Genomic DNA, 17,539 nt, shown 5'->3' on the forward strand with positions numbered 1-17,539 from the left:
TGGCTTTTTTAGTATAAATACTTGCTTTGTTGCGTATTTGTTCCTGAAAATCAATTATTAGGAACTTTTCTTTTTACCATTCGTTCAGCATAATATCATTTAAAAGGAAAAGCTATGAATGAACAACAATATCCAAAAGATTTATTTCCGGCACCACCGTTTGATACACCGAAGCAGCAGCATCCAGGTACCGAAGCACTCATGAACCCAAAGGCAGATCATGGTGAAGATAGCTATGTAGGGTATCGTCGGTTTGAGGACAAGAAAGTAATAATTACGGGTGGAGATTCGGGTATTGGTAGGGCAGTGGCTATTGCTTTTGCCAGGGAAGGGGCCGATGTGCTCATCAGCTACCTATCGGATGAAGAGGATGAAGATGCTGAGACTACTGCTAATTATGTAAGGGAAGCTGGTAGAAAGGCCGTTTTGGTTAAAGGCGACCTGACCAGCGAAGATCATTGCAAGGCAGTAGTAAACAAAGCAGTTGAAGCATTTGGAAAAATAGATGTGTTAATCAACAATGCCGCTTTTCATATCAGTCGCAAAACCATTGAAGATATTCCAACGGAAGAATGGGATTATACCTTTGATACTAACGTTAGAGCTATTTTTCATTTGTGCAAAGCGGCAATACCTCATATGCCAAAGGGCAGTAGCATTGTAAATACTACTTCTGTAACCGGATTTGAACCTTCTGACGACTTATTGCCGTACTCCGCAACAAAGGGAGCAATAATCAACTTTACATCTAACTTAAGCCAAATTTTACTGAAACAAGGCAAAGGAATTAGGGTAAATGCGGTAGCTCCAGGCCCAGTATGGACGCCCTTGATTCCTGCTACCAAGTTCAACGTAGAAAATTTTGGAAAAAATACGGCTATGGAGCGCCCTGGTCAGCCTGTAGAAATTGCTCCTGCTTTTTTGTTTTTGGCATCTGCCGAGGCAAGCTATATTTCAGGTGCAGTATTGCCTGTAACCGGCGGCCGTATCACTATTTAATTCCTTCTAGGTAAGAAAGTACCTCGGTAACCACTTGCAGTGCATAATCTTTTTGCGCTTCGGCTGCCGAGGTTTCTTTACTGTGTAGCTTGTAGCTATGAACAACCTTGCCATTGAGTGCTATGGCCATGTAAGCATGCAACTCCTCCACACCTTTTTCTGGTACCGGGCTGGCATAGCCTGTAATTGCTATCCCCATTTTACTGTTAAAGCTTTTAGCTACTTCTAAGGCCATTATTTGCGCTGTATTTTTAGATACGCAGTTGCATCTAGCGGCATCAGTATAATCTAAATTTAAATGTTTTACCTTCTGTCCAATATTATAAGTGGTAATTCCACCGTTAAATATGTCGAGTGCGCTTGGCATTTGGCTCAGTAAAAACTGAAGATATCCAGCGGTTACGCTTTCGGCAGCCGCAATTGAAATTGATTCGTTTTTGCAGCGTTTGCTAAGTTCATCAAGGGTTAGTTCAGTAATGTTCATATGCAAAAAACATATTTATAATTGTGTTTGTTTTTTGTTCGATACTGAAATAACTCGTTTTAAAACAAGTATTTATACTTAACTTTTGAGTATTAATATCCTTTTAATGACAGATATGTTGTCAGATATTAGATTTACTAAATCATCGCTTTTAGGAATTGTTAATGTTTGATTTATAATGTTTTATTATGGTGAGTTCAACAAATTCTAACGCTTCTATTGAAAATAAAAACAATGTACTAGTCGGCGATTGCCGCTCGTTAATTGAAGGGTTGAAATTGGTTTATGACGCTGAGCAACAGTGGCTAACCGTATTGCCAATTATCCAATTAGCAGTAGGCAGTGATGATTTGTTGGATTTGTTGGAGAAATTCCAAAAAGACGAAAAAGAACATTTAGCTCGCTTTGAAAGCATGTTTGAACTACTACAGGTTGAAATAGCTGGTAGCGATAATAAAGACATGGAATACCTAATTGATGAGTGTTACGATATTATTGATGTTACCCCACGCCATAGTTTCATTAGGGATGCTGGTTTAATTGTTGGTATGCAACAGGCACAGCAATATCAAATTACAGCGCTTACGTCGCTTTTAGCGCAGGCCTTGGAATTGAATCAGGAAAAAATAGTGAACTTGCTTAAAATTATTATTCATAGTAAACAACTTGAGGAAGAGCAGTTGGCAATGGCTGATGCTGGTACCATGCTTGATGAAATTGTGTAATTTCTCCATTAACACAGGATAAATTCCCGCGTTTTATCTTTTAAAAGCAATTGAGCGCCTACAAAATCACTCCTTTAATGATTATAATAATTATGGCTATATTTAGGCTCTCAATTGCAATTAGCGCTTATGCATAAAGAAAATGATTTACAGGTGGTAGAAAGCCCGTCTAGCAAGATATTGATTGAAGATTTCGAACTAGATGCGGTAATTTTTTCGAAAATTGCGGATGCCGTGCCTGATATGATTTACGTAACTGACGTTCAGCAAATGCGTAAAATTTATACCAATGCAGCCATACATAACTTGTTTGGACTCAATCAACAACAAATAGAGGAGTTAGGTTTGCGTTTTTTTGAAAGGACCATCCATCCGGCAGATCAGGAAATGTACTTTAAAAGTTTAGATAGACTCAAATACTTGAACGATAACGACCTAGATGAACTTACTTACCGTGTAATTGACCTGCATGGCAAAACACATTGGATAGCCACCAGAAGAAAGCTGTTGAAGCGTGATGTGTTTGGTCTTCCGCTGCAAATTATTGGAATTTCTCAAAATATTACGCCGCAGATTGAGCTGGAGCAAGATAAGCAACGCTTGATTGATGAAAAGGCAAAAGCGGAACTAGTACAGCAGCAACTTATATTTAAAGCAATTATTGATGCGCAAGAGGAAGAACGTAGAAATATTGCTGAAAATTTGCACAATGAAATTGGTCAACTGCTGTTTGCTGCCCAACTTAAATTAGGCAACGAGGATACAGAAAGTAGGGCGCTGTTGCAAAAGGCCATTAAAAAAGTTAGAGAGGTTTCTTTTGAGCTTACGCCTGTATTATTATCAGACATGGGACTCGAAGAAGCTTTGAAAGATTTGTTGGAAAGAAAACTTGATCCTCAGCACATCTCATTTAACTTAAGTTTCACCATTAACGAATTCCGTTTGAATAGAAATTTGGAGGTAATTGTGTACCGCATTATACAGGAGCTTTTAAATAACACCGTAAAACATGCAAAAGCAACCCATGTAAATGTGTTAATTATGCAAAAGGACGACCAGCTTTATGTAAGTAAAACCGATAATGGCCTGGGTATGGACAAAAATATTTTATCGGATACTAAAAAGGGCTTCGGTTTAAAAAGTATTGTGAACAGAATTAGGATTTTAAATGGTGTTTTCGAAATTTTTTCGACGCCAAATAAAGGAACCAAAGTTTTAATGAATATCCCTCTAAATGGCGCAGAATAGTACTAAACAAATTAATATTTTATTGGTTGATGACCATCACTTAGTGCGAGATGGAATTAAATCTTTATTAGCCAAATACCCAAATTTTAATGTTATTGGCGAAGCTGCCGATGGCTTAGAAGCTTTAGAAATTATAACACATGGCGAACATCATGTAGATTTAATTCTGGCTGATATCAACATGCCCAACATGGGAGGTTTAGAACTGTGCAAAAAAGTAAATGAGGTATTTCCTGCCATACGGGTGCTGATTTTATCAATGCTTGATCACGAAAAGTACATTTCCCAAGCACTACAAGCCGGAGCTAAGGGTTATTTGCTTAAAAGTGTTAACGAAGAGGAGCTGGTGTTTGCCATCAGGCAAGTAATTTACAATTCATTTTATATCTGTACCGAGCTTAGCTACCATTTATTAGGAAAGTTGTTGTTGGGGACTAAAATCGTAAGTAGGCCGCAAAATAACGTTCCAAAAGTGGAGTTTTCATCAAGGGAGGTTGAAATTTTAGCGCTAATTGCCGAAGGTTATACCAATTTGGAAATTGCAGACAAGTTATTTACCAGTAAAAGAACGGTGGAAGGGCATCGCCTGCAAATGATTAATAAAACTGGTGTGAAAAACACGGCAGCGTTAATTAAGTATTGTATTGTTAACGGTGTGCTTCATTACCAAATGGACTAAGGCGGCGTTACCTGTTTTGCTATTTCCTGTCCTATTTGTTCTACGGCTTCTTTAGGTAAGTCGCCCCAAAGTTGTTCCCAGCCGCCATAAGTTTCTTTACGCACCTGACTGATTTCGCTTTCCCCAATTAAACAGGAATAGTAAGGCACACCATCAGAGGTTTCCAAACCGATAACTTTGATGTGTTTTTTCTGTTGATCTATTTCGGCAATGATGTAAAATTCTTTGTTTGATGATTCCATGTTGCTTTCTTTTAAAACGGTAAAGCTATTTTGACCTAGCTATTTTAATACAATTGAATGTTCAATCTGATACAATAAATCATCCTGAATCACATTATCTTTATAAGTAACAGTTCATCACATTTTTGGTTTACCCAGAGTTGAGCTATTTGCAAACATCTTCCTTTTAAAAGTGTTATTTTCTAAAATCAAATTCAATTATGAGGATTACAGTTTCCAGAAAACCCGTAAAAGTATATCCAGATCCGAGCAGAGTAATAGCGAGATTTTTTTATAATGGCGATGAAAGAGCCAAAGATGTGATATCGAAGGTGATGAGCCTTAACGAACGCCAAGTATTTGAAATTGTGTCGCCTTTATTGCAGGAATTTTCTAAACGACATCGGAATATCACTAGGGTGTTTTTACGTCATTGCAAAAAGGTACAATGGCTAATTGAGGAGATGGGCTATGCTTATGATGAAATGGATGAGTTTGTGAAATACCTGATAGGTTCATACTTTACCCATGAATATTCCATCGAGTCGGCAGCGTTTTTTAACCCGTCCATTATAGAAGACCCCGATCAAACCAACTTGGTGGAAGGCGAAAAACGAGTGATTATTAGTTTTAGAGCAGTAGGTGAGGGCCATATTTCTTCTGTTGTATTTAGAAGGGCCTTGATTGATGCGCACAACAATATTCAAGTGTTGCCTGCCGGCATTTACATTGATGAAGCTGATGTAGTGAAGAATGCCATTTATAACAAAAGCCTGTTCCTTAAAAAAGCAGAAGATGCTGGCGTATCTGCAGAGGTTATTTCCAACATCAACCAGCATTTGGGCGATAAATTTGACTATACGCAATTGCGGAGGTTGGTAATAGATGAGAAGGAAAAACAACAGGAGGATGCAGATCAGTTAGCCTATGATAGGATTTTGTGGCTATCAGATACTTATCACGAGATTTGTTTCTCAAAGGACACCGATATTTCAGATCGCGTAATTTTTCCAATTTCGGAATTTGAGCGTAAAGGGATTGAAGATGCCAGGTTTGTTCGTTTTACAAAAGAAGATGGCAGCATCACTTACTATGCTACTTACACTGCTTTTGATGGCGCATTTATTATTCCTAAGCTAATGCAAACAGACGACTTCTACGATTTTAAGGTGAGTCCGCTGCATGGCAAAGGAGCACAGAACAAAAACTTAGCGCTGTTCCCTAAAAAAATTAAAGGTAAATATGCGATGATGTCGAGAATTGACGGATGGAACAATTACCTGATGTATTCGGACAAAATTACAGTTTGGGAAGAACCAATTAAATTACAGCAGCCACTTTACCCTTGGGAGTTTATTCAAATTGGAAATTGCGGCTCACCCATCGAAACAGAAGCTGGCTGGTTAATTATTACGCATGGCGTTGGTCCAATGCGGAGATATTGCTTAGGTGCCAGTTTGCTTGACTTGAACGATCCATCCATAGAAATTGGTAGGTTACATGAGCCGCTGCTAGTTCCAAACCCCGATGAAAGAGAAGGTTATGTGCCAAATGTATTGTACTCTTGTGGTTCAATTATCCACAACGGCGAGTTGATTATTCCTTACGGTTTGTCAGATTATTGCTCATCGTTTGCTACAGTAAACTTAAACCGTTTGCTAGAGCGCATTATGGAAACCAATAACGGAAGTTCGGTTTAGTGGAACTTTACTGCAAAAAATAAGTCCCGAATTAAAAACTCGGGACTTTCTTATTTAACGCCTCACGTTATTTTGTTATAAAATCTGCTTTAAATTGTTGGTCGTCCTTTAAATATCGATATTCAATTTCTAAAGCCTTAAAAACTACCAGATGTGAAATTAGATAGGCTAATGTACTCTCTGCACCTTGGTTTCTATTCACACCGTTCGATTGTAATCCATCAGCGCAGCCTTTAGTTTCATCATCGTACAATGGTAAACTCAAGCTGTTTTCGCCTAAGAACCAACGGTAGCTTTGATAGAGGTGTTTCATGTATTTCACCTCGTTAGTAACCTCGTAAGCCTTAAAGTACACCAACACCATCGCCATCGTTTCTATAGCCTGTTGATCGTATTTGGCCATTTCTTGATTTTTCTGCAGCCAGCCATCATTTCCAACTGGATTTAAAAAGCCAAAACTTAGGGTTTTTTGAGTCAAGAAATCTAAACTTTCCAAACCAATATTTAATGCTTGTTGGTTTTTGCTGATATCATAGTGGCACAACAAGGCCAGTGGAAGCATCGCATTATCATAGGTCATTTGTTGCTCAAACCAATGCCAATTTTGGTCTTTATTATTTTGATAGGCATTAATTAGCTTAGCCGACAAATCATTTGATATTTCATGCAAATAAGTTTCGTGTGGATTAGCTTTTAAGTAATGATTAATACCGATGATGGTGTTCGCTACGCCTCTCAAATGCTCAAGTTTACTGAATTGTGCAGTAGATTTGATGAACAATTCGTTAGCGAATTCTTTGTAAGAGTTATTTGGAGCGAAATTAACCAAGTAACCTAAAGCCCAAATTGTTCTTCCAAAAGCATCTTCTGAACCTACTTCATCTAGGTAATTTCTATTGAAACTTAAGAAATTTCTAAAGCTGCCATCTTCATTTTGCATGTACTGAATGTAGCTTAAATAAATAGGTAATAGGTCAAGTGCTTCTTTGCTTTTATATTGATCAAAAGCCATTAAAGCCATCATTAATGCCCTTGCATTATCATCTAGGCAATATCCTTCTTTAAAATTAGGTATGCCGTATTTAGCGTGTTGGATGATTCCAGTATCATCTGTTAATAAACGGATATGATTTAAACTAAATGCTGGTATGCTATCTACATCAATCATGCTTTTATTTGCTGCATCAGCTTTTTGCTTATCTGAAATGGCTCGTTCCATTACTTTAACATAACTTTTGCCAATGCTAGGCCAACGTAACGATAGTCCGTATTGATAAGCATTATATTTCAGTTCGGCAAGATGATCTGGATTTTCGAACAAATCATTAACTAGGGTGCTCAACTTTTCGCTATCTCTAAAATCAAACAATAAGCCACGTTTTTGAGCAAGCAATTCTTGCGCATGCCAGTAAGGGGTAGAAATTACCGCTGCACCAGCACCCACCGCGTACGAAAGCGTACCGCTAGTGATTTGAGCTTCGTTAAGATAAGGCGTAATGTAAATATCCGTAGCCGATAAGTAGTGGTGTAACTCCTGTTCGTCCACGAATTTGTTTACAAACACCAAATTTTGCGCTACATTCAGTTTCTTAGCTAAAGCGGTTAAGCTATCTCTGTACTCTTCACCATCATTTTTAACCACTCCTGGATGCGTGTTGCCCAAAATAACGTACTTAACATCTGGATGCTTTTCCACTATTTTTGGTAAGGCTTCTACTACAGTTTCTAGTCCTTTACCACGACTAATTAAGCCGAACGTAAGCAGCACTTTATTGCCTTTAAATGGGGCTGTAGCTTTGATAGGATTATCTATAGCCGGCTCCAAATCAGGCACACCGTGCTCAATATATTGAATTTTATTTTTTGGGATTTGATAAATACTAGTTAAAAACCCGATTGCTTTTTGGCTCATTACCACAATACGAGATGAGCGCTTAGCAATCTGTTGAATAATCGTTTGCTGCACATAGCTCGGCTGTTTCAGTACGGTATGTAAAATGCTAATCATGGGAACATTTACATTTGCCATTAGCGTAAGCAAATACAAACCGCTATCGCCGCCGTAAATGCCAAACTCATGCTCAATTACGCAAGCATCAACACCGCTGTTGTTAATATAATCAGCAGCTTGCAGGTAATCATCTTGGTTGTTTTTACGAATAATGTATTTCACCTCTTCTGGGTAGTTGTACTCGTTGAGGTTGTCTGTATCATTCATTGCAACTACAAAACTCTCTTTTGAAATAGCTTTGTGTTGATTGATGGCAGTGGCAAGGTTGGCATTAAATGTAGCAATGCCACATTCGTTAGGTAATGAGGTGCTGATATAAGCTATTTTCATCGTTTTTAACTTTTAATAAGAATTTTCTGCATTGATATGCATGGCAAGTAATGCAAGTTGACTACTTTAATTTTTCTTTGATTTTGCGAACTGCATTTAAGTGCGCATTAATTACTGGAACAGTTTTGCTGGCAAAAGCTTTCAAATCCGGGTCGGTCCCTTCTCTAGCCTCATGCTCCATAAATGCCAACACCTTTACATGATCTTTTTCCATTAAATCCAGGTATTTTTTATCGAAATCTGCTCCGGTTTTTTCCGCCAATTCATTGCGATTTTTTTGATGTTCGCTACTCATGCTAACTGGCAAACTAATGTTTTTACTTTTTGCCAATGCAGTTAGCTCATCGTTAGCAGCGCCGTGATCTTTAAGCATCATATTGGCGTACATTTTAACATCGGCATTGTTGGTTTTGCTAATGGCCAAATTGGCAAAATTAATTTCCGCAAGTCCAGCGTCTGCCGCATTTGTAGCAAATTCTGCTTCGTTTTCTCTAACGGTGATAATATCTCCACTGTTAGTTGTAGTGTCTTTGGTCGCGTTAACACTGTCCGCTAATTCTTTTGCATCTTTAGGTTGCGAATTGCAGGCAATCATCACCGTGAAAGCCACACTATAAAGGAAAAAAAGTAAGTTTTTCATGCTATATAAATTATTTTTACGATCAAATTGTTTTAGCGTTCGGAAAATATTTTAGGTATCAGTTGCTAGGGGTAAGGTATCAGTTGCTAGGTATTAGGTATTAGGTATTAGGTATTAGGAACTAGGTATCAGGTATCAGTTGCTCTAGGGTTTAGCTAGTTTTCGTAATCGCAGCAATTAATCATTAACCAAACAACCAAACAACCAAACAACCAACCATCCAAATAACTAATAAATCAAGAAAAAGCCGATGTTGACATCCGCCAACACCGGCGCCAAACAGAAAAACTTATGCCATTACGTTAGCTTCAGACATAGCAATGTCCGTAAGCTTAGTGTCCGTTTCTTTTTCTTGCTCTAGTGTCATAGCTAAAAGGTCTCTTGCTTCGGTATGCTCCATTAAAGTAGCATAGGTCACTAAACAACCATAGCTAGCAATTTCGTAGTGTTCTACTTTTTGAGCTGCAGCAATTAAAGCGGCATCCAAAGCATCATCTCCCTCAAACTCATCCATAATTTCTTCAGCCTCATTAAGCAAGCCTTCCATAGCTTTACATTTTTTAGCTCTTGCAGTAAGATTGATACTCGCAAAAACCTGTTTTAAACGCTCAATTTGTTCTTCCGTTTCTGCGTAGTGAGCGGTAAAAGCATCTTTAAGATTAGCTCCAACTGCTTTATCGGCCATTTTTTTCAATCCTTTAAGTAGTTGTTTTTCCGCACCTAGTACGTCTCTCAATTCATCTACAAATAATTCGTGTAAGTGATTGTTAGGCATGCTACCTGTATCTTTCTGATTTTTCATAATAATTAAGTTTTAGTGATATGTTTTCGATTTTGTACCTAATAAAGAAAACCAAGCACACTATTGTTTTTGCAGGGAAGAAAACAGGTATTTTGCGAATTTTTGAGAAGTACAAATACCTATTTTACAGGATTAAAGAACATTTTTTTTGCGTAGCGCTTTAATAGTTGATTAAACTTTGATACAATGGCAAAATATTCAAAAAAAGCTGGCGAAAAAGTAGGTGAAGCCATGCATGAAATGAAAGAGGGCAAACTTAAAACAGGAACCGGTAAAAAAGTAACCTCTAAAAAGCAAGCGGTAGCCATTGGCTTATCCGAAGCTAAAGAAGCTGGTGCAAAGGTTCCTAAAAAGAAGTAATTACGGGAAAAAACTAAACTAAAAGGGAGAACAGCACTAATTCTCCTTTTTATCTTTATCTGTGCCGGGATGAATAAATTCTTCCAGTTTAGCTTTTAAGGCATTGAATTTGTCGCCAGTAGCTTTAGATTTTTCTCGCAGCTCTTTCGATTTTTCCAAAAGCTGATCAGTAACCAGTTTGTTTTTATTCGACTTTTCCATGCTTATTGTGTTTACTCAAATATAACTATTAACGGTGGCTAAAAAAGCCATATTGGAAAAACGGGTAGTATAACCACTTTTATGGGTGTTTCTACCTATTAGTATTGAACAAAATGCCTTCATCAGTTATTGCACATATCCACTATGAACTTTCCCGTCAAGAATTGAAGGTGGTTTTCAATTCCGGAGATGTCTACTTATATCGTAACGTGCCGGAAAAAATCTACAAAGAATTTAAAGCATCCATATCTAAGGGGACCTATCTCAATAGGAAATTGAAGAAACTTTTTAAAGGTGAAAAAGTTGAAGCTTAACCGGTTAAATATTACGGTAAATACCTAAGTGCAGCATTTTAATACCTGAAATGCCGGTATAACTAAACTTTTCTGAAGGTTTAACTATTTATATCATGTTAACCAATTTCTAAACATAAAATAAAGGAACGATGAAAAAAATAGTTGGGTTATGCCTTTTGGCAATAGGTTCGATTGCCTTCGGCTGTAGTTCAGAGAATAAGCAAGATGAAATGAAAGATACATCGATGACGGTAGATACCAGTTTCATGGATATGGACACTACTACGAATACAGACACGTCAGGAATGGACAGCTTGCATAGAGATAAATCAGTTAATGCAGATAGCGTTAGGCAATAAAAACCTAATTAAACATTTTTATCATGGAAATACAATTTGAACAAAATAGGGATTTTAACCAACGCCATAGGGACGACCAAGAGCCTGTAAGCGATACGCAGGAAGGCCAAAAAGGTGAGCCACAAGGCGAAGAAGGTAACCCTAACCAACGCTTTGCAAACCGGGAAAGTTATCAAAAAGACCATCCCGAGTTAGATAGACGCCCGGCTGATGTTGCCAATGGAAATGCTGCAGATACAGGTAGCGAAGATTCATCAGCAGTGGCAGGTGTAATGGATGACACACCGCTTTCTGTTAGCAAACAGGCTACGGAAAAAGGTGAGGATCCTAATCATAATGCAGATTTAGAAAACAAAGAAGATACGAACAGCGATGAAGACAATGAGCAATAGAGATGTAATTGAAGACTTAAAAGGACTTGTAAATATCTTAAATGATGGGAAAGAAGGCTACATGTCGGCAAGTGATGTTACTAAAAGCATTGAGTTGAGGGATTTGTTTTTGCGATTTGCTTCGCAGAGGATAGGCTACGCAACCGAATTGAAAAGTCATATTGCGCTGCATGGTGGTGATAGTGAAAACGAACAAGGCGGTTTGCTGGGTGCTTTGCATCGTACCTGGATTGATATTAAGCAGGCGTTATCCAGTAATGAAGATGAAGCGATACTTTCTGCTATTGAAACTGGCGAGAAGGCAGCAATTGAAAAGTACGATGAAATATTAGCCGAACCGGATGCGCATGCAGATCATTTAGAGTTACTGCAAAAACAACGAACTGGAATTTTGGAAGCGCTCAAAGAAGTTGAAACCTATAGAATGCGATTAGAAAGATAAACTTAAATTGAAAAGACATGGAAAAGAAAAGCCAAATTTCTTCAAAAGGAGAGAGCAACGAGTTTGGATTTATTCCGAAATCACAAATGAGAGGAAGCGATGCCGATTTTGACAGACAAGGAAAATCGACTATTGAAAGCTTTAAAAACATAGGCAAGGGAGCAAATGATGAAGAGCTCAAGGGGCAATCTCTTTTCCGCAAACGAAGAAATACGTGGAATTCGGTAAATTTTGAAAACGAAGATTTTTTAACCGGATTTACCATTGCTTAACCGCAAAATTGTGTAGTTGGCACTTAGGATCAATAGCGAAACTAAGTGCCTATTTTTTTGCCTCAAATTGGAAATTGAATGTGTACCGTGGTTTGTTGCGGCAAAGAGCTGATTTCCATTTTACCATTCAATAGTTTCACTTTCGATTCAATCGTTTTTAAGCCTATTCCCTTATTTTTTCTGGCATCAGTAGAAAACCCCAAGCCGTTGTCTTTAGCAGTAATGTGTACTTGGTTTTTATGTATCGTTACATCAATATGCGCTGTTTTAGCGCTAGCGTGTTTAGCGATATTAAGTGTAAGCTCTTGAGCAATCCGATAAATAGCTAGCTGTAAATATTTTTCTAGCGGAACATCCACACCTGAAAATGTGCAGTTAAAATTGGTTTCGCCTTTCATTTGTTCGCAGATGTCTCTAATGCTCGCTTTCAATCCAAAGTCTTCCAAAATAGAAGGCATTAGCTCGTGGGATATTTTCCGACTTTCTGTAATACAGAGTCCAAGTAACTCTTTTGATCTGTTGAGTGCCTTTGCATCGTCATCGGCAGGTGTTTTTTGATCCAGTTTTACGCGTTCTAAAGTAGCCTTAACGCCATACAATACTTGTCCTAAACCATTGTGCAAACTCTCTGCAATCCGTTGTCGTTCCTCTTCTTGGGCGTTTAACGTGGCCTTTAAAATCTCTCGCTGCTGTTTTTGTTCTAATAGCTGTCTTTCTTTGGTCAGCTGTTTATTTTTCTCCTCTAAATTGCGCTGTTGGGTTATATCTTGTGAAATACCAACTATATGCGTAGGATTCCCGTCATCATCACGCATATAAACCGTACTCTTTGTAGTTATCCAGTGTATTTCGCCTTTAGCGTCAACCAGTCTGTAGGTTAATGCGTTGATTTCTTTCTGATTTTTGTGCCTTAACTCTTCTAAATTGGCGTAAAAGTTAGCCTTATCGTCACGATGGATGAAGCGCTCAAAGAAAATTTTGCCCATTTTCTTAATTTCTACCTGTGATTTTTCTACTAGCTGTTCAATCCGGTAATTAGAGTAGAATTGTTGCATAGTTTCTAAATTAATAGCATACAACATATCTGGAGCCGAATTGGCAATCCCTTGTATCATCGCAGAGTTTTCGGTGAAAAGTTGTTCAGCAATTTTACGTTCGGTAATATCCAATACCGTTGTAAGTAGCCCGTCGCCCATTTTTACGAACATGCAAGAGTACCATTTGTTGAAGTCTTCGTAAGGGTAAAAATACTCAATACTGGCAGGCGTTCCGGTTTCCATTACCTTCAGCATCATGTCAAAAACTCCAGTTTTAACAATGCCAGGATATTCTTCCGTATAAAGTTTATTAATCAAATCCTTACGGCCAGTTTCTTTCTCCAAAGCTCTATTCACCAAAGCAAATTTGAAATCTAAAATTTTTCCATCGTCATCGCGTATAGCGCTCAAAACAGATATCGACATCAGCGTGTTATTGTAGATTGCCGCCAATTCGTCTCTACTTTCCTTTAGTTCCTTTGTTCTAAGATTCACATCTCGTTCCAGCTTAACCAAATATCTTTCTTCCGCTTTTTTAATTAAATCGGCCTGCTCTTTTTGGGCGGTGATGTCCCAATGGATCCCTCTAACCTCTAAAATCCCGCTGTGCGGATGAAAAATTCCCTTCCCTCGTTCCTCAATCCAAGCCAGTTTGCCATCTACAGGTCTGATGATCCTATAAATATGGTGGAACTCCTTTTCATCCTTACAAGCTTTTTCCAATACATTCAAATGGTTTTGCCTGTCTTCAGGATGAATCATAAAAAAGCCCTCACTATCGCTATATGAGGAACTATTGTTTTTCAATCCGAACACCACTGAAGATAGCGGCGAAACCACTACATTTCCATTTTTTGAAAGCCAGTGGAAAGTACTCATGTTAGAAGCCGTCAATGCTACTGCAAGCTGTTCCTGCGAATGATCCAGTTCTTTGGCAATACTTGCCTGCTCCACGTACGCCCAGGTACGTTCAGCTGTTTCTTCAATTAAGGAGATTTGATTTTCGGTCCAGGTATATGGCTGTTCGTGCTGTACCATTAGCACAGCTACCAGTTTTTCATTTTTGATCAAAGGGACTGCTACCCAAGCAAATGAATTTAAAATTTGATGCAGCGACACCTCTTCCATCATATCCTCGCCAGTCGCATTTTGCCGAGATATAATGGTTGTTTCTCCGGTCTTTAATTCCTCTACTTTGATGCCTAAATCTGAAAAAGGATACAGGTTAGGCTTAAATGGCGCATTTTCATTCCTTTGGTATAAACGTTCAATTTGAATGTGCTCCAATTGGTTTACCGAAACTACGTGACCATAAAATGCATAGTTGGCATTTAAATGCTCTCCAATTGCTTTTGCTGCGGCTTCTTGTATATCCAACGGGTCCGAAATGAACCTAATCGCATCGGTTAATTTCAGTAAATAGCCCTGCTTTTCATCACTATCAATCAGGATTTTCTCAGCTTTTTTGCGTTCCGTTACATCGTTAAATAGAACACCAACAAAGTCGTTGCCCATTTCTGCAATAGGAAATGCTTCTACCTCAAACCAGCCGTTAATTAAAGTAGTATGAAATTCAAAATGTCCTGACTGCTTGGTTTTGGCAATGTTACCGTAGGTTTCAATCCAATAATGTTCAATATTTGGTTCAAAATCCAGTATGGTTTTGCCCTGAGCGTTGATCATCCCTGTTTGTTGTTCAAATGCAGGGTTAGTTTCTATAAATCGATAGTTGATAGGCTCACCTTGCTCGTTCCATAGCATTTCAATAATGCAAAAACCTTGATCAATGGAGTTGAACAGAGATTTATATTTGTCGTTAAGTTGTGCGTTATATGCTTCTTGGTGGCACTTCAGTTCGGTAATATCACGTCCAATAGCAATTACTCCTTTAATTTTTTCATTAACTGTAAATTCGGGTGCGAGCTTAATATCGTAAAACAAATCTCCTTCTGGAGTGCTGAACTTAGCTATTACATTTTGAATCTCACCGGTTTCAAATACTTTACGGGTCTTTTTAATAAGTAGTGGCAAACTATCTTGTTTCCACATTTCGCTGTGCGTCTTTCCAATCGCATCTTCTAACTGTAAGCCACTTCTCGCTATAAACGCTTTATTGGCATAGGTTAGTTGAAAATTGCTGTTCCATTTGGTAACAATGTCAGGTGTATTTTCTACTAAGGTTTGATAAAGATTTTCATTATGCTTGTCTTTTTCAATACAATCGAAGGTAACCACTACGCCATTTTCTAAGGGGTTGATAACGAGTTTAATCCAAGTTTTGGTAAATACGGAGATATATTCGAATTCACTCCTCTTTTTCTTAGTAATGGCATCGTTTACTTTTTCAAAGTAGTTGGTGCTTTTACTTTCTGGAAATAGCTCCCAAACATTTCTGCCTAGCATATCATTTTTGTTCCGCTTAAAATATTGTTCGGCTTGCTTGTTAATGAACGTAAAATTACCCTCGTTATCTAAAGTGTAACAAGCTAACGAAATGGCATTTAAAATATCAGCAGTGTCTGGATGTGTAGCGTTCATTCAATTGATGATTTTTTACCAAACAATTTAACCGGTTGTTGGTTCGGTGTTAGGGTTTGGGAAAAAAGGAAATTTTTAAAACAAAAAGTTGATTTTATGCATTACCTGTTTATAAGTAATACATTGAAATAACGGCTCTTTTATCGTATTAGCGAAATGTTTTTAAAGAAACAGTATTAGTACTTGCTAACTTTTGCGCTATATACCCCAAAGTGTCAAATAGTACCCAATTTAATCTACCCGAAAGACATTGTAGTGCCTTTGTTGTTTAAGCTTGTAGCACATAAATGAAATTATGATGATACGTATTTTATTAGCAGAAGACCATAACATTGTTAGAAATGGAATTAAGATGCTCCTCGAAGCCGATGAGCAGATTAAAGTAGTGGGAGAAGCGGTGAACGGTCTCGAAGTGATGAAACAAATTGCTGCTCATCCTATCGATATCATTTTGGCCGACATCAACATGCCGGAAATGGACGGCATGCAGTTATTGCGTGAGTTAAAGTCTAAATATCCGGAAATTAAGGTTGTGCTGCTATCAATGCATGACCACGAAAAATACGTAATGGAGGCTTTTAAAAACAATGCCGACGGCTATTTATTGAAGAACATTGGTGCCGATGAACTGATATTTGCGGTGAAATTTGTTAACCAGGGTCGTAAATATCTATGTTCCGAACTTACCATGTTGTTGATGGATAATCTACTGAAAAGTAAGCAGTATTTGATGGCAATGCCTGATAATGAAATCGATTTTTCATTGCGGGAGTTGGAGATATTGCAGCTTATCGCCGAAGGCCTAACTAATTTAGAAATGTCTGAAAAACTCTTCCTTAGTAAACGTACTATTGAGGGTCACCGACAAAGCTTGTTAGATAAAACTGGTTCCAAAAACTCCGCTGCCTTAATACGTTACGGTGTGTTGCATGGCTTAATTCAGTAATTCTAATGCTAAACTATTGTACTGTTCAGGTGTTTATCTAATGCAAAAGCTGTTTTAAAAGGCTTTATTCTTCTAACTTAAAACGATAACGATGAAGTCAATTTGGAAAGGTGCCATTGGTTTTGGTTTAGTTAACATTCCAGTGAAGTTATACTCCGCAGTTCAAAATAGTAACTTGGATTTAGATATGTTGGATAGCAAAGACATGTCTAAAATCAAATATCAACGCATTAGCGAAAGAAGTGGAAAAGAAGTGCCATTTGATCGCATAGTAAAAGGATTTATGTTGAATGAAAGCTATGTGGTATTGGAAGATGAAGATTTTGAAAGCGCAATGCCCGAAAAAAACAAGCTGATAGAATTAGAAAATTTCGTAGATATCTCTGCCGTTAACCCAATTTATTACGAAACATCTTACTATACCCAGCCTGAGCCGCAGGGCAAAAAAGCCTATGCTTTACTTTTAAAAGCACTGCAGAAATCAAAAAAAGCTGGAATTGCCAGATTTGTTTTGCGGAGCAGCGAACATCTTTGTGTTATTCATCCCTTAGGTAATATGCTGGTAGTTACACGCATACGTTTTGACGAGGAAATTAGAAGTCCCAAAGAACTGGAAATTGATGCGCCAACAGTTAAGCCCAAAGAGCTAGAAGTGGGCATGGCACTTATTAAACAATATAGCAGCGATTTTGATATTTCGGCATTTAAGGACGAATACAGCAAGGAGCTGATGAAAATCATTAGGGCTAAAGCGAAAGGCAAGAAAACAGTGGTGAAGAAAATGCGCCCTGAAAAACGTGTGAGCGACGATTTATACGAACAATTAATGCAGAGCTTAAATAAGAAAGGAGCTTAAC

The 17,539-nt window shown here is 38.0% G+C and carries 20 protein-coding genes; 13 read left to right on the plus strand and 7 right to left on the minus strand.

Annotation, left to right across the window (positions count from 1 at the left end):
• Window positions 1–114 precede the first annotated feature (114 nt).
• The gene (locus tag DUT68_RS00110; RefSeq protein ID WP_113634648.1) at window positions 115–999 is read left to right on the plus strand and encodes an SDR family oxidoreductase; all 885 of its coding nucleotides are present in this window, start codon (window positions 115–117) and stop codon (window positions 997–999) included.
• Here the strand turns inward: DUT68_RS00110 and DUT68_RS00115 are convergent.
• Complete coding sequence (locus DUT68_RS00115; protein WP_113634650.1) at window positions 992–1,483, minus strand: CinA family protein; 492 nt, start codon at window positions 1,481–1,483, stop codon at window positions 992–994. The two genes, DUT68_RS00110 and DUT68_RS00115, sit on opposite strands and share 8 nt — an antisense overlap.
• Window positions 1,484–1,671: 188 nt before the next feature.
• Here DUT68_RS00115 and DUT68_RS00120 point away from each other — a divergent pair, with 188 nt between their 5' ends.
• The 3 genes from DUT68_RS00120 (at window position 1,672) to DUT68_RS00130 (ending at window position 4,135) form a co-directional block, all read left to right on the plus strand.
• Window positions 1,672–2,208, plus strand: a complete 537-nt coding sequence (locus DUT68_RS00120) for a DUF892 family protein (protein ID WP_113634652.1) — start codon at window positions 1,672–1,674, stop codon at window positions 2,206–2,208.
• 129 nt (window positions 2,209–2,337) lie between these two features.
• On the plus strand, window positions 2,338–3,456 hold the full coding sequence (locus tag DUT68_RS00125; protein ID WP_113634654.1) for a sensor histidine kinase: 1,119 nt from the start codon (window positions 2,338–2,340) through the stop codon (window positions 3,454–3,456).
• Complete coding sequence (locus DUT68_RS00130) at window positions 3,443–4,135, plus strand: response regulator transcription factor (protein ID WP_113634655.1); 693 nt, start codon at window positions 3,443–3,445, stop codon at window positions 4,133–4,135. Before DUT68_RS00125 ends, DUT68_RS00130 begins: the two co-directional genes overlap by 14 nt.
• Here DUT68_RS00130 and DUT68_RS00135 read toward each other — a convergent pair.
• Window positions 4,132–4,377, minus strand: a complete 246-nt coding sequence (locus DUT68_RS00135; RefSeq protein ID WP_113634657.1) for a hypothetical protein — start codon at window positions 4,375–4,377, stop codon at window positions 4,132–4,134. The genes DUT68_RS00130 and DUT68_RS00135 overlap by 4 nt on opposite strands.
• Before the next feature lie 200 nt (window positions 4,378–4,577).
• Here DUT68_RS00135 and DUT68_RS00140 point away from each other — a divergent pair, with 200 nt between their 5' ends.
• Window positions 4,578–6,056: a glycoside hydrolase family 130 protein gene (locus DUT68_RS00140; protein WP_113634659.1), complete on the plus strand. Its 1,479-nt coding sequence runs from the start codon at window positions 4,578–4,580 to the stop codon at window positions 6,054–6,056.
• 67 nt (window positions 6,057–6,123) lie between these two features.
• Here DUT68_RS00140 and DUT68_RS00145 read toward each other — a convergent pair whose 3' ends face one another.
• The 3 genes from DUT68_RS00145 to DUT68_RS00155 all read right to left on the minus strand — a co-directional run bounded on the left by DUT68_RS00145 (window position 6,124) and on the right by DUT68_RS00155 (window position 9,839).
• Complete coding sequence (locus DUT68_RS00145; RefSeq protein WP_113634661.1) at window positions 6,124–8,397, minus strand: glycosyltransferase family 4 protein; 2,274 nt, start codon at window positions 8,395–8,397, stop codon at window positions 6,124–6,126.
• Between the two features lie 61 nt (window positions 8,398–8,458).
• Window positions 8,459–9,037: a DUF4142 domain-containing protein gene (locus DUT68_RS00150; protein WP_113634663.1), complete on the minus strand. Its 579-nt coding sequence runs from the start codon at window positions 9,035–9,037 to the stop codon at window positions 8,459–8,461.
• A gap of 289 nt (window positions 9,038–9,326) precedes the next feature.
• Entirely contained in the window at window positions 9,327–9,839 is a 513-nt protein-coding gene (locus DUT68_RS00155) for a ferritin-like domain-containing protein (RefSeq protein WP_198659504.1), read from the minus strand.
• A gap of 186 nt (window positions 9,840–10,025) precedes the next feature.
• Here DUT68_RS00155 and DUT68_RS18435 point away from each other — a divergent pair, with 186 nt between their 5' ends.
• Window positions 10,026–10,199: a DUF6496 domain-containing protein gene (locus DUT68_RS18435; protein WP_198659505.1), complete on the plus strand. Its 174-nt coding sequence runs from the start codon at window positions 10,026–10,028 to the stop codon at window positions 10,197–10,199.
• A gap of 36 nt (window positions 10,200–10,235) precedes the next feature.
• Here the strand turns inward: DUT68_RS18435 and DUT68_RS18260 are convergent, their stop codons facing one another.
• A complete protein-coding gene (locus DUT68_RS18260; protein WP_157960735.1) occupies window positions 10,236–10,400 on the minus strand; it encodes a hypothetical protein in 165 nt (54 codons plus the stop codon).
• Between the two features lie 113 nt (window positions 10,401–10,513).
• Here DUT68_RS18260 and DUT68_RS00160 point away from each other — a divergent pair, with 113 nt between their 5' ends.
• From DUT68_RS00160 to DUT68_RS00180, 5 genes are all read left to right on the plus strand, one after another.
• Entirely contained in the window at window positions 10,514–10,714 is a 201-nt protein-coding gene (locus DUT68_RS00160; RefSeq protein WP_113634666.1) for a KTSC domain-containing protein, read from the plus strand.
• Between the two features lie 212 nt (window positions 10,715–10,926).
• On the plus strand, window positions 10,927–11,055 hold the full coding sequence (locus DUT68_RS18590; RefSeq protein ID WP_262510286.1) for a hypothetical protein: 129 nt from the start codon (window positions 10,927–10,929) through the stop codon (window positions 11,053–11,055).
• A gap of 23 nt (window positions 11,056–11,078) precedes the next feature.
• On the plus strand, window positions 11,079–11,447 hold the full coding sequence (locus DUT68_RS00170; protein ID WP_113634669.1) for a hypothetical protein: 369 nt from the start codon (window positions 11,079–11,081) through the stop codon (window positions 11,445–11,447).
• Complete coding sequence (locus DUT68_RS00175; RefSeq protein WP_237088220.1) at window positions 11,437–11,889, plus strand: ferritin-like domain-containing protein; 453 nt, start codon at window positions 11,437–11,439, stop codon at window positions 11,887–11,889. Before DUT68_RS00170 ends, DUT68_RS00175 begins: the two co-directional genes overlap by 11 nt.
• Before the next feature lie 17 nt (window positions 11,890–11,906).
• Complete coding sequence (locus tag DUT68_RS00180; protein WP_113634672.1) at window positions 11,907–12,161, plus strand: hypothetical protein; 255 nt, start codon at window positions 11,907–11,909, stop codon at window positions 12,159–12,161.
• 62 nt (window positions 12,162–12,223) lie between these two features.
• Here the strand turns inward: DUT68_RS00180 and DUT68_RS00185 are convergent, their stop codons facing one another.
• Window positions 12,224–15,736 carry a PAS domain S-box protein gene (locus tag DUT68_RS00185; RefSeq protein ID WP_113634674.1) on the minus strand — a complete coding sequence of 1,171 codons (3,513 nt, stop codon included), beginning with the start codon at window positions 15,734–15,736 and terminating at the stop codon, window positions 12,224–12,226.
• A 295-nt stretch (window positions 15,737–16,031) separates the two neighbouring features.
• On the opposite strand from DUT68_RS00185, the gene DUT68_RS00190 reads away from it, so the two are divergent.
• Window positions 16,032–16,682: a response regulator transcription factor gene (locus DUT68_RS00190; protein ID WP_237088221.1), complete on the plus strand. Its 651-nt coding sequence runs from the start codon at window positions 16,032–16,034 to the stop codon at window positions 16,680–16,682.
• Between the two features lie 91 nt (window positions 16,683–16,773).
• Window positions 16,774–17,538 (plus strand): non-homologous end joining protein Ku, encoded by a 765-nt coding sequence (gene ku, locus DUT68_RS00195; RefSeq protein ID WP_113634678.1) that lies wholly within the window; start codon window positions 16,774–16,776, stop codon window positions 17,536–17,538.
• Window position 17,539: the final 1 nt, after the last annotated feature.

The organism is Pedobacter zeaxanthinifaciens, from assembly GCF_003313335.1.
GTDB classification, from domain to species: Bacteria; Bacteroidota; Bacteroidia; order Sphingobacteriales; family Sphingobacteriaceae; genus Pedobacter; species Pedobacter zeaxanthinifaciens.

Bases quoted from the DNA above. Each gene is read 5' to 3' on its own strand.
- DUT68_RS00110 (WP_113634648.1), top strand. From the start codon at position 115: ATGAATGAACAACAATATCCAAAAGATTTATTTCCGGCACCACCGTTT.
- DUT68_RS00115 (WP_113634650.1), bottom strand. From the start codon at position 1,483: ATGAACATTACTGAACTAACCCTTGATGAACTTAGCAAACGCTGCAAA.
- DUT68_RS00120 (WP_113634652.1), top strand. From the start codon at position 1,672: ATGGTGAGTTCAACAAATTCTAACGCTTCTATTGAAAATAAAAACAAT.
- DUT68_RS00125 (WP_113634654.1), top strand. From the start codon at position 2,338: ATGCATAAAGAAAATGATTTACAGGTGGTAGAAAGCCCGTCTAGCAAG.
- DUT68_RS00130 (WP_113634655.1), top strand. From the start codon at position 3,443: ATGGCGCAGAATAGTACTAAACAAATTAATATTTTATTGGTTGATGAC.
- DUT68_RS00135 (WP_113634657.1), bottom strand. From the start codon at position 4,377: ATGGAATCATCAAACAAAGAATTTTACATCATTGCCGAAATAGATCAA.
- DUT68_RS00140 (WP_113634659.1), top strand. From the start codon at position 4,578: ATGAGGATTACAGTTTCCAGAAAACCCGTAAAAGTATATCCAGATCCG.
- DUT68_RS00145 (WP_113634661.1), bottom strand. From the start codon at position 8,397: ATGAAAATAGCTTATATCAGCACCTCATTACCTAACGAATGTGGCATT.
- DUT68_RS00150 (WP_113634663.1), bottom strand. From the start codon at position 9,037: ATGAAAAACTTACTTTTTTTCCTTTATAGTGTGGCTTTCACGGTGATG.
- DUT68_RS00155 (WP_198659504.1), bottom strand. From the start codon at position 9,839: ATGAAAAATCAGAAAGATACAGGTAGCATGCCTAACAATCACTTACAC.
- DUT68_RS18435 (WP_198659505.1), top strand. From the start codon at position 10,026: ATGGCAAAATATTCAAAAAAAGCTGGCGAAAAAGTAGGTGAAGCCATG.
- DUT68_RS18260 (WP_157960735.1), bottom strand. From the start codon at position 10,400: ATGGAAAAGTCGAATAAAAACAAACTGGTTACTGATCAGCTTTTGGAA.
- DUT68_RS00160 (WP_113634666.1), top strand. From the start codon at position 10,514: ATGCCTTCATCAGTTATTGCACATATCCACTATGAACTTTCCCGTCAA.
- DUT68_RS18590 (WP_262510286.1), top strand. From the start codon at position 10,927: ATGAAAGATACATCGATGACGGTAGATACCAGTTTCATGGATATGGAC.
- DUT68_RS00170 (WP_113634669.1), top strand. From the start codon at position 11,079: ATGGAAATACAATTTGAACAAAATAGGGATTTTAACCAACGCCATAGG.
- DUT68_RS00175 (WP_237088220.1), top strand. From the start codon at position 11,437: ATGAGCAATAGAGATGTAATTGAAGACTTAAAAGGACTTGTAAATATC.
- DUT68_RS00180 (WP_113634672.1), top strand. From the start codon at position 11,907: ATGGAAAAGAAAAGCCAAATTTCTTCAAAAGGAGAGAGCAACGAGTTT.
- DUT68_RS00185 (WP_113634674.1), bottom strand. From the start codon at position 15,736: ATGAACGCTACACATCCAGACACTGCTGATATTTTAAATGCCATTTCG.
- DUT68_RS00190 (WP_237088221.1), top strand. From the start codon at position 16,032: ATGATGATACGTATTTTATTAGCAGAAGACCATAACATTGTTAGAAAT.
- ku (WP_113634678.1), top strand. From the start codon at position 16,774: ATGAAGTCAATTTGGAAAGGTGCCATTGGTTTTGGTTTAGTTAACATT.